This window comes from Cupriavidus sp. 05T42 (assembly GCF_056396345.1).
This window is the reverse complement of record NZ_JBFTLH010000001.1, coordinates 186,365-207,440: the sequence shown is the minus strand read 5'-3', so window position 1 is coordinate 207,440 and position 21,076 is coordinate 186,365. Positions and strand designations below refer to the sequence as shown.

General features: G+C 68.4%; 18 protein-coding genes. 11 read left to right on the top strand and 7 right to left on the bottom strand.

Going from position 1 to position 21,076, the window contains the following annotated elements; all coding sequences use genetic code 11:
* Positions 1–117: 117 nt before the first annotated feature.
* Positions 118–831, top strand: a complete 714-nt coding sequence (locus tag AC1EJR_RS00875; protein ID WP_092294381.1) for a GntR family transcriptional regulator — start codon at positions 118–120, stop codon at positions 829–831.
* A 24-nt stretch (positions 832–855) separates the two neighbouring features.
* Here AC1EJR_RS00875 and AC1EJR_RS00870 read toward each other — a convergent pair whose 3' ends face one another.
* Both AC1EJR_RS00870 and AC1EJR_RS00865 read right to left on the bottom strand, forming a co-directional pair.
* Positions 856–2,406, bottom strand: coding sequence for a M20/M25/M40 family metallo-hydrolase (locus tag AC1EJR_RS00870; RefSeq protein ID WP_477105173.1), 1,551 nt, complete (start codon positions 2,404–2,406; stop codon positions 856–858).
* Between the two features lie 68 nt (positions 2,407–2,474).
* The gene (locus AC1EJR_RS00865; RefSeq protein ID WP_441644923.1) at positions 2,475–3,497 is read right to left on the bottom strand and encodes a DUF1338 domain-containing protein; all 1,023 of its coding nucleotides are present in this window, start codon (positions 3,495–3,497) and stop codon (positions 2,475–2,477) included.
* Positions 3,498–3,647: 150 nt separating this feature from the next.
* Here AC1EJR_RS00865 and AC1EJR_RS00860 point away from each other — a divergent pair, with 150 nt between their 5' ends.
* Positions 3,648–4,556 carry a LysR substrate-binding domain-containing protein gene (locus AC1EJR_RS00860; protein WP_092293957.1) on the top strand — a complete coding sequence of 303 codons (909 nt, stop codon included), beginning with the start codon at positions 3,648–3,650 and terminating at the stop codon, positions 4,554–4,556.
* Positions 4,557–4,586: 30 nt separating this feature from the next.
* Here the strand turns inward: AC1EJR_RS00860 and AC1EJR_RS00855 are convergent, their stop codons facing one another.
* Genes AC1EJR_RS00855 through AC1EJR_RS00840 form a run of 4 tightly spaced genes read right to left on the bottom strand, consistent with a single transcriptional unit; the run spans position 4,587 to position 9,255 of the window.
* Entirely contained in the window at positions 4,587–5,462 is an 876-nt protein-coding gene (locus AC1EJR_RS00855) for a YkgJ family cysteine cluster protein (protein ID WP_441591248.1), read from the bottom strand.
* Positions 5,456–6,238 (bottom strand): MetQ/NlpA family ABC transporter substrate-binding protein, encoded by a 783-nt coding sequence (locus AC1EJR_RS00850; RefSeq protein ID WP_441591247.1) that lies wholly within the window; start codon positions 6,236–6,238, stop codon positions 5,456–5,458. Before AC1EJR_RS00850 ends, AC1EJR_RS00855 begins: the two co-directional genes overlap by 7 nt.
* Positions 6,231–7,256 carry a formylglycine-generating enzyme family protein gene (locus AC1EJR_RS00845; RefSeq protein ID WP_477146802.1) on the bottom strand — a complete coding sequence of 342 codons (1,026 nt, stop codon included), beginning with the start codon at positions 7,254–7,256 and terminating at the stop codon, positions 6,231–6,233. Before AC1EJR_RS00845 ends, AC1EJR_RS00850 begins: the two co-directional genes overlap by 8 nt.
* A 13-nt stretch (positions 7,257–7,269) precedes the next feature.
* Positions 7,270–9,255: an arylsulfatase gene (locus tag AC1EJR_RS00840; RefSeq protein WP_477146801.1), complete on the bottom strand. Its 1,986-nt coding sequence runs from the start codon at positions 9,253–9,255 to the stop codon at positions 7,270–7,272.
* A gap of 362 nt (positions 9,256–9,617) precedes the next feature.
* Here AC1EJR_RS00840 and AC1EJR_RS00835 point away from each other — a divergent pair, with 362 nt between their 5' ends.
* The 4 genes from AC1EJR_RS00835 to AC1EJR_RS00820 all read left to right on the top strand — a co-directional run bounded on the left by AC1EJR_RS00835 (position 9,618) and on the right by AC1EJR_RS00820 (position 14,629).
* Positions 9,618–10,520 (top strand): amidohydrolase family protein, encoded by a 903-nt coding sequence (locus AC1EJR_RS00835; RefSeq protein ID WP_092293967.1) that lies wholly within the window; start codon positions 9,618–9,620, stop codon positions 10,518–10,520.
* Between the two features lie 20 nt (positions 10,521–10,540).
* A complete protein-coding gene (locus AC1EJR_RS00830) occupies positions 10,541–11,455 on the top strand; it encodes an amidohydrolase family protein (protein ID WP_477146800.1) in 915 nt (304 codons plus the stop codon).
* A gap of 124 nt (positions 11,456–11,579) precedes the next feature.
* Complete coding sequence (locus AC1EJR_RS00825; RefSeq protein WP_477113137.1) at positions 11,580–13,001, top strand: UbiD family decarboxylase; 1,422 nt, start codon at positions 11,580–11,582, stop codon at positions 12,999–13,001.
* A 236-nt stretch (positions 13,002–13,237) separates the two neighbouring features.
* Complete coding sequence (locus AC1EJR_RS00820; RefSeq protein ID WP_092293972.1) at positions 13,238–14,629, top strand: nucleobase:cation symporter-2 family protein; 1,392 nt, start codon at positions 13,238–13,240, stop codon at positions 14,627–14,629.
* A 15-nt stretch (positions 14,630–14,644) separates the two neighbouring features.
* Here AC1EJR_RS00820 and AC1EJR_RS00815 read toward each other — a convergent pair whose 3' ends face one another.
* Entirely contained in the window at positions 14,645–15,562 is a 918-nt protein-coding gene (locus tag AC1EJR_RS00815) for a LysR family transcriptional regulator (protein ID WP_092293974.1), read from the bottom strand.
* Positions 15,563–15,706: 144 nt separating this feature from the next.
* Between AC1EJR_RS00815 and AC1EJR_RS00810 the strand changes: the two genes are divergently transcribed.
* From AC1EJR_RS00810 to AC1EJR_RS00790, 5 genes are read left to right on the top strand one after another with little or no spacing between them, the layout of a single operon-like run.
* Positions 15,707–16,576, top strand: coding sequence for an FAD binding domain-containing protein (locus AC1EJR_RS00810; RefSeq protein ID WP_092293976.1), 870 nt, complete (start codon positions 15,707–15,709; stop codon positions 16,574–16,576).
* On the top strand, positions 16,576–17,067 hold the full coding sequence (locus AC1EJR_RS00805; RefSeq protein WP_477146799.1) for a (2Fe-2S)-binding protein: 492 nt from the start codon (positions 16,576–16,578) through the stop codon (positions 17,065–17,067). The genes AC1EJR_RS00810 and AC1EJR_RS00805 overlap by 1 nt, the downstream gene beginning before the upstream one ends.
* A complete protein-coding gene (locus tag AC1EJR_RS00800; protein WP_477146798.1) occupies positions 17,064–19,346 on the top strand; it encodes a xanthine dehydrogenase family protein molybdopterin-binding subunit in 2,283 nt (760 codons plus the stop codon). The genes AC1EJR_RS00805 and AC1EJR_RS00800 overlap by 4 nt, the downstream gene beginning before the upstream one ends.
* Positions 19,343–19,969: a UbiX family flavin prenyltransferase gene (locus AC1EJR_RS00795; RefSeq protein ID WP_477146797.1), complete on the top strand. Its 627-nt coding sequence runs from the start codon at positions 19,343–19,345 to the stop codon at positions 19,967–19,969. The genes AC1EJR_RS00800 and AC1EJR_RS00795 overlap by 4 nt, the downstream gene beginning before the upstream one ends.
* Entirely contained in the window at positions 19,966–21,045 is a 1,080-nt protein-coding gene (locus AC1EJR_RS00790) for a CobW family GTP-binding protein (protein WP_477113135.1), read from the top strand. Before AC1EJR_RS00795 ends, AC1EJR_RS00790 begins: the two co-directional genes overlap by 4 nt.
* The last annotated feature ends 31 nt before the right edge of the window (positions 21,046–21,076 follow it).

The window sequence follows — 21,076 nt, the reverse complement described above, 5'->3', positions numbered from 1 at the left end:
TAATATATTAGTAGGATAGTAGCAGAAAGCCGACGGGAAGCAAGGGCGAAATCCACCGTGTACAGAAGATGCGTACGACTCATATACAATGGGTTTTCCGTGCATCCTACCTCGGCCATGACCTCAAAACCCGCCACGCGCGCCCGTTCCGCGCCAGTACAAGAGCCTGAAGAGACCCCAGGCCAGCGCGGCAAGCTGACCGACATGGCGTACGAGCAGGTGGAAGAAGCGATCGTGACGATGAAGCTGGCGCCGGGCAGCTCGGTGTCGGAGTTGCAACTCAGCGAGATGACGGGAATCGGCCGCACGCCGATCCGGGAGGCGATCCAGCGCCTGGCGCGCGAACACCTGATCATGGTGCTGCCGCAGCGCGGCCTGCTGATCGCGCCAATGGACGTGGCCAAGCAGCTTCGCCTGTTGGAGGCGCGCCGCGAAGTGGAACGACTGATCTGCCGCTGCGCCGCACGCCGCGCCACGGCCGAGCAGCGCGATCACTTCAAGCGCCTGGCGAAAGAATTCGAGCAGTCAACCCGTAGCGGCGACGACGTCGCCTTTGTGCGCGCGGACCGGGAGTTCAACGAACTATGTCTGGTTGCCGCCCGTAACGAGTTTGCCGAAGGGTCGATGCGGCTGATGCACGGTTTGTCGCGCCGCTTCTGGTATCTCCACTACAAGGAGGCGGCGGACCTGCCAACGATGTCGAAGCTGCACGCCACCGTGGCCTCGGCGATTGCGCGCGGCGATGTCGATGGCGCCGGCGAGGCGCTCGATGCGCTGCTGGACAACATCGAGGAATTTACGCGCGCGACGGTGCTGGGGGACCATCGATAGCGCCCCCCGTAGCGAAAGCCTGACTCAGAACGGTGCCGTCATCAGCCCGTAGAGCGTCCGCACGCCGTTGACATAATTCCCGAGACGAAGATTCTCGTTCGCGGCATGCTGGTTGTTATCGGCGTTGACGAGCGGGACGATCACGAACGGCACTTTCAGTACATTCACGATTTCCGCCGTCGGCACGGTGCCACCCATCATGCGGATGCGGACGGGCTCCGGGCTCGTGCCGAAGGTGCCGGTGATGCCCTGGTACGCCCATTTCGCGACCGGAGAGTCCATCGGCGAGCCCGCCGCATCCGCCCCTTCGCTCTGGTAGGAGAAGCTCGCCAGCTTGTCGTAGCGCGCGCGTTCCTCGTCGGTCGGCGAGCCCTTCACAAGGTGGTAGCCCTGCTTGACGATGTACTGCTCGATCAGCTTGCCGAGGTACGCGGCATCGGAGTCCGGCGTGGTACGCAGATCCAGTTCGGCCTCGGCCTTGTCCGGCACGATATTGGCGACCTTGTCACCGACCGCGGCGGCGGCCATGCCGCGCACGTTCAGCGACGGGTATTGCAGCGCCTCCTGATAATTGGCACCGACTTTCTCCGCTTGGGCGATGCCAATACGGGTCTTCAGCGCCTTCTCGTCGTCAGGCACGGCAGCCATGATCTTGCGCTCGGCATCGCCGAGACGGACCTTGGCGTAATAGCCCGGAATGGTGACGCGACCGCTCTCGTCCTTCATCGAACCCAGCAGGCTCGCGAGCCGAAGCGCCGGGTTCGGCGCGTAGTTGCCGTAGTGACCGCTGTGCAATGGCGCCTTCGGACCGAACACGGTGATCTTCGCCTTCGCTGCCCCGCGGTTGCCGAAGATCAGTGTGGGGCGATTGGTAGCGTGCATGGGCCCGTCGTGGATGATCATGCCGTCGCAGGCCAGCAGGTCGCGATGGGCCTGCATCACCTTGCCGATGGAGGGCGAACCCTTCTCCTCTTCGCTGTCCAGGATCACCTTGATATTGACAGCGGGCTGCGTKCCGGCCGCCTTCATCGCATCGATGGCCGCCAGCAGCATCATGATCGGCCCCTTGTCGTCGGACGAGGACCKACCGAAGACCCGCCACTCCGGGTCCACCGCCCCCGAGAACAGGTTGGCGACGTCKATCTCCTCCCAATCGCCATTGGCGCCCTTCTTCTTCAGCACAGGATTCCACGGACTCTTCTGGGCCCATTGGGAAGGGATGACCGGCTGGCCGTCCAGGTGCATATAGAACAGGACGGTCTTGCGCGACGCCTGCTTGCCCGGATACTCCGCGAACAACATCGGCTTGCCGTCATTGTCCAGCGGCTGGGTCGTGAAGCCACGCTTGCGGAATGCCTGCTCGAGCCACGCCACGTTGCGCCGGATATCTTCGGGCGCCACCGAATCATTCGGGATGCTCAGCAGGTCCAGATATTCGCGGTAGCTCGCCTGCGCCTGCTGCTGCGCGGCTTCGGGTGCCAGAGTTGCCGCGTGTGCTGTGAGATTGGACAGGCTGATGGCAGCCGCGCAGAGAGTGAGGCGGAGGGTCAGGCAGGGGGCGAAGGCGTTTCTCATCTTGTCCTTTTGGATTTTTTTGAGGAGGGGTACCGTACTGCTTGGCTTGGATTCTACGCCGTAGCCCCCTAGGCCGCCGCCGTCATCTTGAAGATGCCCTGCGCGTTCCCGGCGTCAAACCCGAGGTCCACCTTGCGGCGGGCCTCGGCTTCGTCCTCGAAGCTGTCCCGCGTGATGAACTCATAGAACGAGCCCGGCACCTGGCGCGTCACCGTCTCGCCGTCAGCGCCCACGAACTCGCGCGTCACCGGGTCGGCGCGGAAGGCGGTTTGCTTGACGCGGCCGCTGCCGGAGACCTCGACCTTTTCCTTCATCGGACGGCCCAGGGCCTTCTGGGCGTCGGCCAGGGCGAAGACGTCGGCCACGCGGTCGGTGGCGTGGTTGAAGGCGTTGCCTTCGGTGGAGATCCACGCCATTTCGGCCGATTCCTGGAGCAGGGTCTCGTAGTCTTCCAGACGCGGCGCCGGGTGCTGGCGGGCGAAGCAGCGGGCTAGCAGGCCGACCAGTTCGGCACCATCCGCCACGGCCAGGAGGCCGTCGCGTTCGAGTTGCCATAGCAGCGTCTGGGCGCGCGGGGTCAGCGGATCGGTGGAGGCTTCGGTCACGCGGGTCACGGCGGCGCGGAAGGCGTCGCTGTAGCGCTCGCGCTCCGGGTGGAACTCGCTCAGGAAGAACTGGGCGATCTGCTCGGGGGCGTCGGCATGGGCGTACGAGCGGCCGGTCATGCCGATGCGGTCGAGCGGATAGGTGCCGTTCAGCACGTAGCCGAGTGGGCGCAGGATGCGCGTGAAGGCGGCCTCGCCCTCGGGCAGCGCGCCGCTCGCCCACTTCACCGTGCGCAGCGCGCCGTGGTCGAAGGTGACCTTGCCGCCGGCCCGGGCCACGTCGTCGGTGTAGGCGCGGCCGGTCGGCACGCGGTCCAGGATATCGCCGAACAGCACGACGTTGAGCGCCTGGGCGATCTCGGCGCGCGTGGCGCGGCCCTCGATATCGGCCGGCAGCCCTTCGGGCATGGTGACCAGGGTCAGCAGGTGGGCGGCGCGGGCCGCGCCCAGGTTGGCATTGAGCAGCTTGGCGATGTTCGAATTCATGGGGACGTGGTCACGGTGGGGTTGCGCCGCAGCATAGCGGCAGCGCCGGGCGGGTCACAAGCGACGAATGCTCACAACGTTGTGCGCCGCGCGCACGATGTCCGCGTCGCTATACTCTCCCCCTGCCGCCCCACCCTGCCCCCGCCCGCCATGAGAAAGGACATCCCCAACCTGAACGCGCTGCTCGCGTTCGAGGCCGCMGCCCGGCTGGGCAGCTTCACCCGTGCCGCCGACGAACTCGCGCTCACCCAGAGCGCCGTCGGCCGGCAGGTAGCGCTGCTCGAGCAGCGGCTCGGCGTGGCGCTGTTCACCCGGGTGCGGCGCCGGCTGGAGTTGACCGAAACCGGGCGAGAGTACGCGGCGCGCGTGCGGCGCCATCTGGACCATATCGAACGGGACACCCAGGAGATCAGCGCCGGCCGCACCCAGGGCTACACGCTGGAGTTGGCCGTGGTGCCGACCTTCGCCACCCAATGGCTGATTCCCCGCCTGCCGGATTTCGCCCGGCTGCACCCCGAGATCACGGTCAACCTGAGCGCCCGCTCCCAGCCCTTCTCGTTCCAGGATTGCGCCTACGACGCGGCGATCTACTTCGGCGACCAGTTCTGGCCGGGCACGCGCGGCGGGGTGATTTTCCGGGAAGGCGGCATGGTGCCGGTGTGCAGCCCCGCCTTTCGGGCGGCCCATGCGCTGGCCGATGCCGAGGGCTTCGCCCACTGCCGCCATCTGCACCTGAGCACGCGCCCGCAGGCGTGGCGCGACTGGTACGCGGTGCAGGGCTGGGACTACAGCGTGGCGGCGGCGCGCGGGCCGCGCTATGAGCTGTTTACGATGATGACGGCCGCCGCGGCGGCCGGGCTGGGCATCGGGCTGGCGCCGCGCCTGCTGATCGAGCGCGAACTGGAGACCGGCCAGCTGGTGATTCCGGTGGAACGGGTGCTCGACGTGAGCCAGGGCTACTACTTCGCCTATCCGGAGGACGGCCCCCACGCGCCCGCGCTGGATGCCTTCCGCGACTGGGTGCTGGGCCTCTCGCCGGACGCGGCGCGCGAGCCCTGAACCGTCCTGACCGCCCGGACCCGGCTGCGGCTAACCCAGCCGGCTGGCCAGCGCTGCCAGTGCGGTGTCGAAGCCGCGCAGCAGGGCCGTGGTCGGCTTGTCGGCAGGCTGGCGCCGGGCAAGGGCCCGGGCCACGCTGGCGGCGATGCCGGCGCGCTGGGCCCCTATATATATTAGGCAGCGCGCCCGGGCATCCGCCCCATTGGCGGCCAGCACGGCCAGTACGGGGGCCAGCGACAGCGTGCGCTGGCCGTCCGGCGGGATCGCGGCGAGGTCGCCGCGCGGACCCAGCAATTCCGGCAGCAACAGGCGAAACACCGCGTCGCCCCAGTCGCGCTTGTCATCGGCCTCGGCGTCGCGGCGGCGGGCCAGCGCGGCGCGATAGCCGGCATCCACCACCTCACGCGCCTGCACCAGCGGGCGGGACGCCCCCACAGTGATGCAATCAGCACCCAAATACTGCGCGCCACCGGGCTGCTTGGCGGCCAGTGCCACCTGTTGCAGGCCGTCGGGCACCCAGGCGTCGAGCGGGACCATCGCGCAGGTGGCGGGCCGGTCGGCGTGGATGGCGCAGCGGTTGTCGTCGGCCAGCGCCGGGCAGCGGCCAGCCGAGGGATAGTCGATGGCCTGCGTCATCAGGACCAGATATTCCCCGCCGGGCAGCGCATGGCCCTGCCGGCGGGCGATGGCGTGGAACTGCGCGACGTCTTCCTCCCCCACCTCCACCACCCGTCCCGCCACGGCATGGCGCGTGCCGGCCACCGGCGGGCGGATGCGCCGCAGCGCCAGCGCGCCGATAAAGCGGTCGGCATGGCGGAACAGCTCCGGCAGCGCCATCAGCGGCGGCGAGTTGCAACATTTGCCGCAGGCCGTGCAGTCAAACGACAGCGTGGCGCCCTCTACCATGGCCGGCGCACGGAATCGTTGAATCGGGCCAGGATGAAGGTCTTGACAGCCGGGGCGTGGAGCGCGGCCACCGTGGCCCCGGCCCACCCCGCCCCACAGTCCGCAGCGCGCACGGCCAGCACATTGGCCCAGGGCACGCGGGCGTCTTCCATGCCGATGGCGTCGCGCGCCGGGGCGAGGTTGGCGCTGGCCGCCGTCGCATAGGGCATGGCCACCAGCGCGCTCGTGCGCAGCGCGCCGGGCAGCCGCGCGGCCGGCAGCGTGTGCCAGCGCAGCTTGCGCGGGTTATCGACGATGTCTTTCGGGCGCGGCGTGAGCCCCGCCGCCGAATCGAGCCGCACCAGCCCATAGCGTTGCAGCAGCAGCAAGGCCCGCCCCTGCCCGGCGCGGTCCGCCGGCAGCGCCACCACGCCGCCCACCGGCACCTCGCGCAGCGCAGCGAGTTGCTGCGCGTACAGGCCCATCGGATAAGTCACCGTGTAGCCGGCGGCGCAGACCTGCGGGTTGGCGGCCACCACCTGGGCGTCCTGCGCCACGGAGCCGTCGATCTGGCCGGCGGCCAGCGCGGCGGCGGCCTTGCCGGCATCGGCAAACGCCACGGCTTCCAGCCGCACGCCTTGAGCGAGGCCGGCGGGCGCCGCTGCCTCGATCAGCGCGCGGTCGGTTTCCGTCGCCACGCCAAGGCGCACCACGCGCGGGGCATCGTCCGCCCGGGCGGTGACGGCGATCATCGCCAGCAATATGGAGAGGGCGAATCGCCCCAAGCGGTCAGCCATCGCGCAGCACCGTACGGAACCCGATGTGCGAGGTCGGCAGGTCACGCTCGGCGGGTTCCCGGGCCGAGGCGCGGTAGCGGACGCAGAAATCCGGCGCGCACAGGAATGAGCCGCCCTTGATCACGGCGGTACGGGCGTCGCGCCGCTGGCGCGAGGTGGCCGCCGCCACCGCCGCCGTGTCGCCGTTGGCGTGCGACTGGCGCGGGCCGGTGTACGGGTCGGCGGTCCATTCCCAGGCATTGGCGATCATGTCGTGCAGCCCCCACGCGTTGGCCGCGTAGCAGCCGACCGGCGCCAGCMCGTCGAAACCATCCTGCGAGGTGTTGAGCACCGGGAACACGCCTTGCCAGTAGTTGGCGGTGGGCGTGCCGTCCGGGGTCTTCGGCGCGGTTTCCAGGCCGGCGCCGTCCTGCCCGGCCTTGGCGGCGAACTCCCATTCGTCCTCGGTGGGCAGGTCGCGGCCGAGCCATTGCGCGTAGGCGCGCGCATCKGCCTGCGTGACCAGCGTCACCGGCTGGTTGTCGTTGCCGGCGACGTCGGTGGCCGGCCCGCCCGGATGCCGCCAGTCCGCGCCGCGCACCATCGACCACCACGCGTACGGGCGCTGCTGGAGTTCGGCATCGCTCGGCTTGTGGAAGACCACGGCCTCGCCGGCACGCTCGGCGTCCGTGACGTAGCCGGTGGCCTGCACGAAGGCGGCGAACTGGGCGTTGGTGACTTCGGTGCGATCGATCCAGTAGGCGCCCACGCGCGCCGTGCCGGCGGGACGCTCGTCCGGGTAGCCGAGCGTGGTGCCGGGTACGAAGCTGCCGCCGCGCACGTGGACCATGCCGGCGGTGCGCTCCCGGCGCCAGCCGTCCGGCAGGCCGGCGTAGGTCTGGCACTGGCGCGCGCTGCCGAGCGGCGAGGCGGTAGTCCCGGTGATGGCCGGCACCGCGCGCACGCCGACCGTGGCGGCCAGCCCCGCAGCGAAGGCCAAGCCGGCGACCGCCGCCAGCGGCCGGGATGCAATACGCATGGTCGCCGCCGCCTCAGTAGATCATGCCCGGCACCTTCGGCAATACCGCGCCGACCGCCTTTGCATAATCGTTCCACTTGGCCTTGAGGTCCGCCAGCACGTCCGGACGCTGGGCGGCGAGGTCGTTGGTCTCGCCACGGTCCGCGCGGATGTCGTAGAGCGTCCACTCGCCATGGGCCGGGCCGAACGGCGGCTCGATCCACGTGGCCTTCCAGTTGTCGCTATAGACATAGGTGCGGCCGTACAGCTCCTCGGCGAAGGTGGTACGTGCCGGTGCCGTGGCCTTGCCCTGCAGCGTGGCCACCAGCGACAGCCCGCTGATCGGGTAGACATTGCGCCCGTCGTACACGACCTTGCCGGCGTTGCGGTTCACGCCCTTGGCGTCGTACAGCGGCGCGGCCGGCGTGCTGGGCGCGGCGATGCCGGCGAGCTCCAGGAAGGTGGGCGCCAGGTCCACCACGTGGGTGAAGGCGTTGAGTTGCGGCGACTGCGCCGCAGGCACCGCGCCCGGCAGCTTGACGATGGTCGGCACCGAATGCCCGCCCTCGGCCGGGAACGACTTCCAGAGCCGGAACGGCGTGGCGCTGACTTCCGCCCAGCGCTGGCCGTAGTCGAGATTGCTGCTGCCCGTGTAGGCGGTGGTGCCCAGCGTCGGGTAGACCGCCGCCGCCGCGTTCTTGGCGTCGTAGTTCTGGTCGTAGTTGCCGCTGAACTCGTAGTAGCTGGCTTCCGGGCCGTTGTCGKACTGGAACACGATCAGCGTGTTCTCGTACTCGCCGATGTCCTTGAGGTGGGCCACCAGCCGGCCGACGTTGTCGTCGAGGTTCTCGACCATCGCCGCGAAGATCTCCATGTAGCGGGCCTGGGCGCGCTTCTCGTCGGCGGTGAGGCTATCCCACTTCTTGTTGGCGTTCATCACGCGGGTATCCACCCCGCCCTGCGCCGCGCTGTTCGTCGAACTGACGTAGTTGGCCTGCGCCGTGCCCCAGTTGGCGGTGCGCGGGGTGACGGCCACCGTCTCGTCCCGGCCCGGGTTCGGCGTGAAGTCCGCCGGAATCAGCCCGAGCGCCTTCTGGCGCGCCAGCCGCGCCGCACGGATCGGCTCGTAGCCAGCGTCGTAGACGCCCTTGTACCGGTCGATATAGGCCGCCGGGGCCTGCAGCGGCGAGTGCGGCGCCTGGTAGGTCAGGTAGGCGAAGAACGGCTTGCCGTCCGCGTTCTTGCCGGTGCTGGAATCGATGTACTTGATGATCGTGGACGTGTAGAAGTCCGAAGAGAAGAAGTTGGTGGTGTTCGGCGTGACGTAGTGGTCGTCCTCCACATAGGCCGTGCTGCCGTTGCGGCCGTAGTGGTCGCCGCCGCCGCCCAGCAGCGCGTAGCTCTTCTCGAAGCCCCACGAGACCGGCGTCTGCCCCGGCGAGCTGGCGCCCACCGCCGCGCCCTGGTTGGTGGCGTTGGGCAGGCCGCTGCCCAGGTGCCACTTGCCGGCCATATAGGTGTGGTAGCCGCCGTCCTTGAGCAGCTGGGCGATGGAGAGCGCGCGGTCGTTCAGGTAGCCCTCGTAGCCGGGCACCGGCTTGCCGTTTTCGTCGATGTAGTTGACATCGCTGGTGGCCATGGTGCCCTCGCCCACCAGGTGGTGGTCGGTGCCGGAGATGATCATCGAGCGCGTGACCGCGCAGACCGCCGCCGTGTGGTGGTTGGCCAGGATGCGGCCCTGCTTCACCAGCGCGTCGAGGTTGGGCGTGCGGATCTCGCTGCCGAAGGCGCCGAGGTCCGAATAGCCGAGGTCATCGGCCATGATGAAAATGATGTTCGGCTTCTTCTGGACCGTGGGCGGCGGCGTGGTGGCCACCGGGGTCTGGGCGGCGCTGTCGCCGTCGCTGCCGCAGCCAGCCGCCAGGGTGGCCAGGGCCAGCGCGGCCAGGCAGGCGGCCGATCGGCGGAACTGCGGGAACCGGCTGACGGGGGTTCGGGGAGCTTCTGTTCTTGTTGTCATGCGCGTCGCTCGTTTTTGACGGGAAGGAGCGCCATCCTAAGAAAGCGTTCCCCGCGCCCGAACGAATTGTTTCGCATAAGCTTCATCGGCCCGGCCGATATATGGATCTGCGTTCCAGATCAATGCCGCCGCGGCGCCGGCTATCCTGTATAACGAACGCGTGGGTATAAGCGGTCGATTGGACACCAGCGGCGCAACGCCGCCCCGTTCAACTGGAGATTGCTCACTGACGGAGTCGTTCGTCAGTGGCGCCATGCATCCAGCCGCACCCGCCCCTGACACGACTCCCGCAAGCGGCATGACCAGCGTCCCCGAACGCCGGCATGCACGTCTTCCACCTGAGTCATCGTTAGGGGATCTCAATGATCATCGACACCAGTTGCTATCCGACGAACCTGGTCGACCTGGCCTGGCGGCATGACGGCGACCCGTTCACGGGCGAACGCCTGATCCGCATGATGGACGGTCCGTTCACCATCAACGGCAAGCCGCGCCGCATCGACAAGGCCTTCATCCAGCCGCCCCAGGGCAACACCATCTACACGTACACCGACGGCGAGCGCAGCGGCGCGGAGTCCATCGACATGTACATGGGCTACACGCGCGAGATGGTGGAGAAGTACCCGGAGCGCTTCATCGGCTGCTACGTCTACAACCCGCGCTGCGGCGTGGAGAACGGCGTGAACGCGATGGAGCACTACGTGAAGCGGCTCGGCTTCAAGATGGTCCAGTTCCAGGCCAACATGCACGCCTACCGGCCCGACCGCGCGCTGGACTGGCTGCGCCCGGCGCTGCAGAAGTGCGCCGAGCTGGGCGTGCTGGTCAAGCTGCACACCGGCGACGGCCCGTACAGCATTCCCACCGAGTGGGTGCCGATGATGAAGGAGTTCCCGACCGTGAACTTCATCATGGCCCACTTTGGCGTGCAGACCGGCGGGGTGTACTGCTTCGAGCCGTTCCAGATGGCCATGGACATGCCGAACGTGTATTGCGAGTCCGGCTGGTGCCTGCAGTCGCGCATCGTCGAGTTCGCCAAGGTGCTGCCGAAGCACAAGATCCTGTTCGGCTCCGATACCCCGCCCAACGAGCCCGGCATGTGGCTGCGCCTGCTGGAGGTGCTCTGCTTCGAGCCGCCGCAGGGCCTGAACCTGGACGAGGACACGCTCGAGGACTACCTCGGCAACAACGTCGCCCGCATGATCGGCCTGGAACCCACGCCCGTGCCGCGCACGCTCGAGGAAGCCCGCGCCCGCCTGGCCGCCTGATTCCGCACCCGGAGCCACACATGATTATCGATACCCACCTGCACCCGACCAACCTCGTCGACGAAGCCTGGCGCCACACCGGCGAGCCCTTCACCGGCGAGCGCCTGCTCAAGATGATGGACGGCCCCTACATGATCAACGGCAAGCCGCGCCGCATCGACATGGGCTTTATCCAGCCGCCGCCGGGCAACACCGGCTACCGCGACGGCAACCGCCGCGGCCGCGAAGGCATCCGCGACTACATGGCCTACGTGGCCAGCCTGTGCCAGAAGTACCCGGACCGCTTCATCGGCAACTTCACCTTCAACCCGCGCTGGGGCCCGGAGGAAGGCGCGCAGGAGCTGGAGTTCCACATCAAGGAATACGGCTTCAAGATGCTGAAGCTGCACGCCAACATGCACGGCTACCGGCCGGACCGCGCGCTGGACTGGCTGCGCCCGGCGATGAAGGTCTGCGCCAAGTACAACATCGTGGTGCTGATCCATACCGGCGATGGCCCGTACACGATTCCGACGATGTTCTACCCGGTGATCCGCGAGTTCCCCATGGTCAATTTCATCATCGGGCACTTCGGCATCCAGACCGGCGGCAACTACTCGTTCGAGGCGTTCTGGATGGCGATGGACACGCCGAACGTGTATTGCKAGTCCGGCTGGTGCTTCCAGTCGCGCATTGTCGAGTTCGCCCGGCAGCTGCCGCGCAACAAGATCGTGTTCGGCACGGATACGCCGCCCAACGAGCCCGGCATGTGGCTGCGCGAGCTGGAAATGCTGTGCGGGCCCGCCCCGCAGGGCATGGACCTGGACGAGGACGGGCTGGAGGGCTACATGGGCAACAACATCGCCCGGCTGGTCGGCATCGAGCCGACCGCACCGCCCAAGACCCAGGAGGAAGCGCAGGCGCGGCTCAAGGACACTTACGCCAGCACGCGCTGATCTCACTCATCGCTCAAGCCTGACATCCGTCTGGTCACGCGCGGGCCGCCCTCCCCGGCCCCGCCCGCGCGCGGCAACGGACTCCCGATGGTTGTACCAGCCTGTACCCAAGCGGAGCCATGCCATGACTGCCTCAACGACATCATCCTCGCCATCTTCGGCGGGGTTCGATGACACATCCCAAGACTTCCACACCTTCCTGGCCGCGTACCGCGCGGCGTATCCCGACGACGTCCTGACCGTGCGCGAGCCCGTGGCCGCCGACCAGGACCCGACCGCGCTGGTCTGGGCACTGGCCGCGCAGAACCGCCATCCGGCCATCGTGTTCGAGAACGTGGCGGGCCTCGCCACGCCGCTGGTCACCAACCTGTTCGCCTCGCGCGAGCGCGTGGGGCGCATGCTCGGCGGGGTCTCGCCGGCCGGCATCCATGCCGAGTACCAGGCGCGCAGCCGCCGCATGCAGCCGCCGCGCGTGCTGCCGAGCGGCGCGGTGACGGACATCGTGCAGGAGCAGGTCGATCTGTCGACGATTCCCGCGATCCGGCACTTCGCCACGGACCGGGGTCCGTACATCACCAATGCCATCCTGATTGCCGAAGACCCCGATACCGGCATCGGCAACGCCAGCTATCACCGGTCGATGCTGCACTCGCCCACGGAGATCGCCACCAGCCTGCATTCGCGCGGGCACCTGTGGCGCATGCTCCAGCGCGCCACGGAGGCTGGCAGGCCGCTGCCGGTGGCGATGGTGGTCGGCGCCCATCCGCTGTTCATGCTGGCCGGTGCGGCGCGCCTGCCCTATGGCGTGGACGAGCGCCACGTGGCCGGCGGGCTGTTCGGTGCGCCGCTTGAGGTGGTACGGACGCCGCGTTATGGCATCGCCGTGCCCGCGCATGCCGAGATCGTGCTGGAGGGGGTGATCGACCCGTCGGCGCGCGTCGAGGAAGGGCCGTTCGGCGAGTTCACCGGCTATTCGTCCGATCGCTCCACCAACAACCTGCTGCACGTGGAGACGGTGATGCGCCGCCGCGATGCCTGGCTGGTCGATGTGGTCGGCGGCAATTCGGCCGAGCACCTGAACCTCGGACGCATTCCGCGCGAGTCGGAGATGGTGGAGAAGCTGCGCGAGCGCTTTCCCGGTGTCACGGCGGTGCACTACCCGAGTTCCGGCACGCACTTCCACGCCTACGTGGCGCTGCGCCAGTCGCGCCCCGGCGAGGCGCGGCAGGTCATGCTCGGCCTGCTCGGCTGGGACCCGTACCTGAAGACCGTGGTCGCCGTGGACGAGGATGTGGACATCACGCGCGACGAGGAGGTGCTGTGGGCCATCGCCACGCACCTGCAGCCGCATCTGGATGTAGTGGTGGTGGACGGCCTGCCCGGCAGCGCGCTCGACCCCTCGGCGTCCGGCGTGGGCACCACCTCGCGCATGGGGCTGGACGCCACGCGCGGCCCGGCCTTCGACGGCATCCGTGCCCGCATCGACCCCGCCGCCATGGCCCGCGCCACGGCACTGCTGGCGCGGCTCGATACGGGAAAACACTGACCCGCCGCCGTACCCCCCCACCAGCCCCTAGATAGCGCGCCGTAGGGGCAGATTGATCGGCTTTGCCGATCGATTCATCCGTGGCGCCTGTTTACCCACTGACCGGTGGCTGGMATGCTGCCCCGATAACGACAACGCAGGTGGCGGAAGACGTGGCACAGACCACGGGGGGCGGCTACAGCGACTCCCTTCCGACCCATCATGCGGCGACCGGCCTGGAAGACCAAGGAGACAGCATGACCCCCCACCACGCCCCCCACGGGAAACCGCCCGTGCATCCGGTCGATGAAGTCCTGCCCCCGCTGCGCCTGGCCGCGCTCGGGCTGCAACACGTGCTCGTGATGTACGCGGGCGCCATTGCCGTGCCGCTGATCATCGGCGGCGCGCTGAAGCTGCCCAAGGACCAGATTGCCTTCCTGATTGCCGCCGACCTGTTCTGCTGCGGGCTGGTGACGATGATCCAGAGCATCGGCATCTGGAAGATCGGCATCCGCCTGCCGGTGATGATGGGCGTCACTTTCACCGCCATCGCGCCGATCATCGCCACCGGCTCCAACCCCGCGCTCGGCCTGCCCGCCGTATTCGGCGCGGTGATGGTGGCCGGCGTGTTCACCTACGTGGCAGCGCCCTACGTCAGCCGGCTGATCCGCTGGTTCCCGCCCGTGGTCACCGGCACCGTGGTGCTTATCATCGGCATCTCGCTGATGCGGGTGGGCATCAACTGGGCAGCGGGCGGCAACCCGACGATTGCCAGCCCGACCGGCCCGGTGCCGAACCCGGCCTACGGCCTGCCCGCCAACCTCGGCATCGCGGCGGCGGTGCTGCTGACCGTACTGGTCATGATCGCCTTCTTCAAGGGCTTCCTGTGCAATATCGCGGTGCTGATTGGCATCACGGTGGGCTTTGTCATCGCGCTGTCGATGGGCAAGGTCAGCTTCGCGGGCGTGCACACGGCGCACTGGGTGGAGCTGATCACGCCGTTCCACTTCGGCTGGCCGACTTTCGACGCCATGACCTCGGTCACGCTGTGCGTGGTGATGGTGGTGATCATGATCGAGGGCGTGGGGCAGTTCCTGGCGCTCGGGGAGATCGTGGAGCGGCCCGTCACGCCGGACGACCTGGCACGGGGGCTGCGCGCCGATGGCGTGGGCGCGCTGGTCGGGGCGGTGTTCAACACCTTCACCTATACCTCCTACGCCCAGAACGTGGGGCTGGTGCAGGTGACCGGCGTGCGTAGCCGCTGGGTGTGCGCCACGGCGGGCGGCATGCTGATCGTGCTGGGCTGCCTGCCGAAGCTGGCGTTCTTCGCGGCGTCGATCCCGCAGTACGTGCTGGGCGGGGCGGCGCTGGTGATGTTCGGCATGGTGGCGGCCACCGGCGTGCGCATCCTCGGCCATGTGGATTTTGTCGAGAACAAGAAGAACGCCTATATCGTGGCGGTCAGCATCGCCATGGGGATGATCCCGCTGGTGGCGGACAAGTTCTTCGTGCAGCTGCCGGAACTGGTGGCCAAGTTCTGCCAAAACGGCATCCTGCTCGGCACGCTCTGCGCGGTGCTGCTGAACCTGCTGTTCAACGCCCGGGGGATTGCCGGGGCGCCGGAGATGATGGCGAAGAAGATCGCCTGATCGGACTTACGCGCCCTACTCGCCCAGTTCCTTCTTGTGCTTCATCAGCAGGTCGCGGAAGGACTGGGCGGGCGGCGAAAGCGAGCGGTCCGCATGCACCAGCAGGGAGATGTCACGGTGGATGGCCGGGTCGCGCGGCGCCACCGTGACCAGCCCCAGCGCTGACGTCAGGCGCGTCACCGCAGTGCTCATCACGGCGATGCCGAGCCCCGCATCGACCATGCCGACCATCGTCAGCGGCAGGAAGACCTCGTGCACGCGGGACAGCGTGATCCCGCGCGCCGCCAGTGCCGCATCGAGGCAATCGCGGATCGGGTTGCCTCGGTGCGGGCCGATCACCGGCAGCTTCGCCACATCCTCCCAGGTCAGTTCCCGGCGCCGCGCCAGCGGGTGATGCGGCGGCATCACGATCACGAAGGCATCCGACGAGAGACGGTGCGCGGTGAGGTCCGGCTGGCCCTCCGGAATCGTGCCGATACCGAAATCGACCTCGCCCGAGCTGACCATGCGCGGCACCTCGTGCTCGGACACATCGTGCAACTCCACCTTCACGCCCGGATGCCCAACGCAGAACTCGCGGATAAAGCGCGGCAGCATCAGCGCCGCCTGGATCGACGACGCGGCAATCGACACCCGCCCCCGGCCCAGCGAGCGCAGTTCGTTGGAGTTTTCCAGCACGCTGTCGATGTCAGCCACGGCCTTCTTGACCATCGGCAGCAATTCGGCGCCGGCCTGGGTGATCTGCATGAGCCGCGTGTGGCGGTCGAACAGCTTGAGGCCGAGGTTGCCTTCCAGTTCGTGGATCAGGGCGCTGACTGACGACTGCGAGAGGTTGAGCTTCTCCGCCGCGCGCGTGAAATGCAGTTCCTCGGCAACGGCGATAAAGGCGCGCAGTTGCCGCAGCGAAACGTTCATGTTGCTGAGGTTGGCCATGTCTCCCCCGTGCTTTCTGTTGAAGCGTGGTGTGGTGGTCGATTCAGAGCGTAACACGATCAATAAATCCGGTTATGGGCATTTACCGATGATCGTGCGCCAACCATCATGGTTTCACCGACACGCCGCCCCACAGGAGCCACGATGAGAGCGTTTGAATATCTCGAACCTGCCACGCTTGCCGAAGCGTCCGCGCTGCTGCACCGCTGCGGCGGGCGCGCCAGCGTGCTGGCGGGCGGCACCGACCTGCTCGTGCAGATCAAGGAGTCGCACCGCCAGCCCGCGCAGGTCATCAACATCAAGAAGATCCCGGGGATGGACGTGCTGACGTTCGATGCCGTCGAGGGCCTGCGCATCGGTGCGCTGGTCACCACGCGGGAGGTCGAGACCTCGGACATCGCCCGGCGCCACTACGCCAGCCTGGCCCGCGCCGTGACCGACTTCGCCTCGATCCAGGTGCGCAACCGCGCCACGGTGGTGGGCAATGTCTGCCGCGCGTCGCCATCGGCCGACACGCTCGCGCCGCTGATTGCCGACCGCGCGCAGGTGCATCTCTACGGCCTGTCCGGCTCGCGCTCGATGCCGGTGGAATCCTTTGTCACCGGCGCCGGCAAGACCGCGCTGGCCGCCGACGAACTGGTCTCGCGCCTGACCGTGCCGGCGCCCCGGCCCCACACCGGCAAGGCCTACCTCAAGCATGGTCGGCGCGTGCAGATGGAGCTGGCCACGGTGGGCGTGGCGGTGTCGATCACGGTGGAGCGCGGGCAGTGCCTCGACGTCGGCATCGTGCTGGCGGCGGTGGGCCCCACGCCGATCCGCGCCGTCCACGCCGAAGCCATGCTGCGCGGCCGCCCCGTCTCGGCCGGGCTGGTCCTCCAGGCCGCGCACGCGGCCATGGAAGACGCCCGCCCGATCAGCGACGTGCGCGCCAGCGCCGATTACCGCCGCGAGATGGTGGGCGTACTGACGCGCCGTGCCATCGAACTGGCCCTTCAGGAAACGGAGACCCACTGATGCGCCAACTCATCGCACTCACCATCAACGGCGAGCCCCGCGAACTCGCGGTGGAGCCGCACAGCACGCTGCTCGACGCCCTGCGTTATGACGCCGGTCTCACCGGCACCAAGAAGGGCTGCGACGTGGGCGAATGCGGCTCCTGCACGGTCCTGATGGACGGCAAGCCGACCAACGCCTGCCTGGTGCTGGCGCCCGAGGCGCACGGCTGCACGCTGGTCACGATCGAGGGCATCCAGCCCGACCCCGACACCGTGCACCCGGTGCAGGACCAGTTCATGCGCTGCGGCGCGGCCCAGTGCGGCTTCTGCACACCGGGCTTCGTGGTCATGGCCAAGGCGCTGCTGGAGGAGAACCCCCAGCCCACGCGCGAGGAAATCCGCTTCGCCATCGCCGGCAACATCTGCCGCTGCACCGGCTACACCAAGATCATCKAGGCCATCGAACAGACGGCCGAGGCCCTGCGCCACGCACCGGAGGCCACGCGATGACCCACGCCGTGATCGGACACAGCGTCAAGCGCACGGACCTGCTCGACAAGGTCACCGGCAACGCGAAGTACGTCGCCGATATGCCGCTCGCCGGCCTGCTCCACGCCAAGATGAAGCGCAGCAACATCGCCCATGCGCGCATCCGCCGCATCGACGCCTCGGCCGCGCTGGCGCTGCCCGGCGTGAAGGCCGTGCTGACGCACGAGAACGTGCCGCGCGTGCTGCATGCCGGCTCGCCGCACCCGCGCTCGGCCTCGGTCACCTGCGACCAGTACATCCTCGACGACAAGGTGCGCTACTGGGGCGAAGGCGTGGCCGTCGTGGCCGCCATCAGCGAGGAGATTGCTGCGCGCGCCGTCGAGCTGATCGAGGTCGAGTACGAGCCGCTGCCCGCTGTGTTCACCGTGGACGATGCCGCCGCGCCCGGCGCACCGCTGATCCACGACCGCGAGCCTGGCGGCAACCTCGTGCTGCCGCCGGTGCGGATCGAGCGTGGCGATGTGGACAAGGGTTTCGCCACGGCCGACTTCATCCTCGAAGGCGTCTACGAGGGCGGCCGCCCCACCCCGGCCTACATGGAACCGAACGTGCTGACTTGCAAATGGGACGGCAACGGCAACCTGACCGTGTGGATCTCCACGCAGGCCGCCTTCATGGTGCGCGGGATCATGGCCGAGGTGCTGGGCCTGCCGCTGCACAAGGTGCGCGTGCTGGTGGATCACATGGGCGGCGGCTTCGGCGCCAAGCAGGACCTGTTCCAGAGCGAATTCCTGTGCGCGCTGCTGGCGCGCGAGACGCGCCGCCCGGTGCGCATGGAATACACACGCGAGGAGACCTTCCTCGGCGGCCGGACGCGCCACCCGGCGCGGGTCTGGCTGCGCCAGGGCTTCCGCAACGACGGCACGATCACCGCGCGCGAGGCCAAGGTGGTGTTCAACTCGGGCGCCTATGGCTCGCACGGGCCCGGCGTGACCAACGTCGGCACCGCGGCGATGGTCTCGCTCTACCGCTGCGAGAACGTGCGACTGGAGGGGCGGTGCGTCTACACCAACAGCCCCATCGCCGGCGCGTTCCGGGGCTACGGCGTGGTGCAGACCTACTACGCGCTCGATATCCAGATGGACGAGGCCGCCGCCCACCTCGGCCTGGACCCTGCGGAACTGAAGCTGCGCAACGCGGTGCGCGAGGGCGATATCGCACCGTCCAACCATCCGCTGATCGGCCACGGGCTGGAAGCCTGCATCCGCAAGGGCATCGAGGCCACCGGCTGGGCGCAGCGGCGCGCGGAGACGCGCCAGCAGCAGGGCGTGATCCGACGCGGCTGGGGCGTGGGCTGCGAGATGCACGGCAGCAGCGCCTACCCCGGCATCAAGGAGCAGGGCAACGCCATCATCAAGATGAACGAGGATGGCACCGTGGTGCTGCTGACCGGCGCCGCCGGGCTCGGCACCGGCGCGCACACTGCGCTGGCGCAGATCGTGGCGGAGGAGTTGTGCATCCCCTTCGATTGCGTGAGCGTGGTCCATGGCGATACGGACGTGGTGCCGTGGGACATCGGCGCCTTCGCCAGCCACACCACCTATATGGTCGGGCGCGCGGCGCAGATGGCCGCTGGCGAGATCAAGACGCAGTTGTTGGCCCGTGCTGCCGCACAGATGGAGACCACGCCGGAGCAGCTCGACATCGCCAACGGCGTGATTGCCGTACGCGACAGCCCCGGCCCCACGCTGACCGTGCGCGAGGCGGTCATGCCGCGCAAGGGCCTGCCCGCTGCGCAGTTCGTCGGCACCGCTACCTATCACCCGACCAAGTCGTACTCGTTCGCCGCGCATTTCGTGGAAGTGGAGGTCGATACCGAGACCGGCTTCATCACCGTGGCGCAGGTGGTGCCCGTTCACGACATCGGCAAGGTCATCCACCCAGTGGCGGCGGCGGGCCAGATCGAGGGCGGCATCCAGCAGGGCATCGGCCATACGCTGTACGAGGACTACCAGATCGACATGCAGACCGGGCGCTCGCTCAATGCCAACTTCGTGGACTACAAGATGCCGCTGGCGATGGACATGCCGCMGATCCACACGATCCTGCTGGAAGCCGCGCCGGACCCGGGCGGGCCGTTCGGTGCCAAGGGAGTGGGCGAGGACCCGATCGTCGCCATCGGCCCGGCCATCGCCAACGCGGTGTACGACGCCATCGGGGTACGCTTCCGCCACTATCCGATCCGGCCCGAGCAGGTGCTGCAAGCCCTGGCTGCCAAAGCTGGGGAGGCCCGGCCATGAGCGCCCCGCGCCGGCTCGTCGTGGCCATCACCGGGGCCAGCGGCGCGGCCTACGGCGTGCGGCTGCTCCAGGCGCTTGGCACGGCGGAGGGCTGGGAGACGCATCTGGTCTGCTCGCCGTCCGGGCTGCTGACGATCCATCACGAACTCGGCATGCAGCGGCCCGAGGTGGAGCGGCTGGCGGATGTGGTGCACAACGTGCGCGATATCGGCGCGACCGTGGCGAGCGGCTCGTTCCGCTGCGACGGCATGGTGGTGGCGCCCTGCTCGATGCGCACGCTGGCCGCCATCGCCACCGGTGTGGCGGACAACCTCGTCACCMGCGCGGCGGACGTGATGCTCAAGGAGCGCCGCCGGCTGGTGCTGCTGGCGCGCGAGACGCCGCTGCACCTCGTCCACCTGCGCAACATGACCACGGTGACCGAGATGGGCGCCATCGTCATGCCGCCCGTGCCGGCGTTCTACGCCCATCCGCAGAGCGTGGACGACATCGTCGGCCATACCGTGGGCCGTGTGCTGGACCTGTTCGGCGTGGAGCACGCGGGGCTGGTCTCGCGCTGGCGCGGCATGCGCGCCACGCTCGCCGCCGTGCATTCCGACTTTCCCACCCAGGAGACATCATGACCTTCCCGCAAGCCACGCCCGTGCCCGTGACCATCCTTACCGGCTTTCTCGGCGCCGGCAAGACCACGCTGCTCAACCACATCCTCACGCAGAAGCACGGCCACCGCATCGCGGTGATCGAGAACGAGTTCGGGGAGGTGGATGTCGATTCGGACCTGGTGATGACCTCCGACGAGGAGATCTACCAGATGACCAACGGCTGCATCTGCTGCGTGGTGGACGTGCGGACCGACCTCGTGCGGATTCTCCAGAAGCTGCTGGCCCAGCCGGAGCACTTCGACCATATCCTCGTGGAAACCAGCGGGCTGGCCGACCCCACGCCGGTGGCGGCAACCTTCTTCATGGACAACGACGTGGCGAAGCAGGTGACGCTCGACGGCATCCTGACGCTGGTGGACGCGGTGCACATCGAGTCGCACCTGGATGACCCGCAGCTGTCCGGCTTCGACAACCAGGCGGTCGACCAGATCGTGGCGGCGGACCGCCTCATCCTGAACAAGTCCGATCTGGTCAGCGCCGAGCAGCTCGACGCGCTGGCGGCGCGGCTCCATCACCTGAACGAGGGCGCGCAGATCCTGCGCTCGAACCACGCCCAGGTGGATCTGTCGCGCATCCTCGGCATCGGCGGCTTCACGCCCGGCGTGGCCACGCTGCCGGCGGACGACCTGCACGCGGGGCACGACCATGACCACGATCACGATCATGTGTGCGACGAGACCTGCGAGCACGTCCACGCTGACGACGACGCCCACGCCCATCGCCATGATCCGTCGGTGACGTCCGTCTCGCTGCTGTTCGACACCCCGTTCGACCGCCAGCGCCTGGAACACGCGCTCAAGGCCCTGCTGGCCGCGCAGGGCGACGATGTCTTCCGCATGAAGGGCATCGTCGCCGTGCAGGACGACGACCGCCGCCACGTGCTGCAAGCCGTGCACCGGCTGATGGACTTCCATCCGGCCGACCCGTGGGACGCGCGCCCACGCGAGAGCAAGTTCGTCTTCATCGGCCGCAACCTCGACCGCGCACGGCTCCAGACGCTGCTGCGCGTCTGTCAGCCCGCGCAGCTGGCGGCCTGATTGGTAGTTTGATATCGCTCTGGGACCCGTC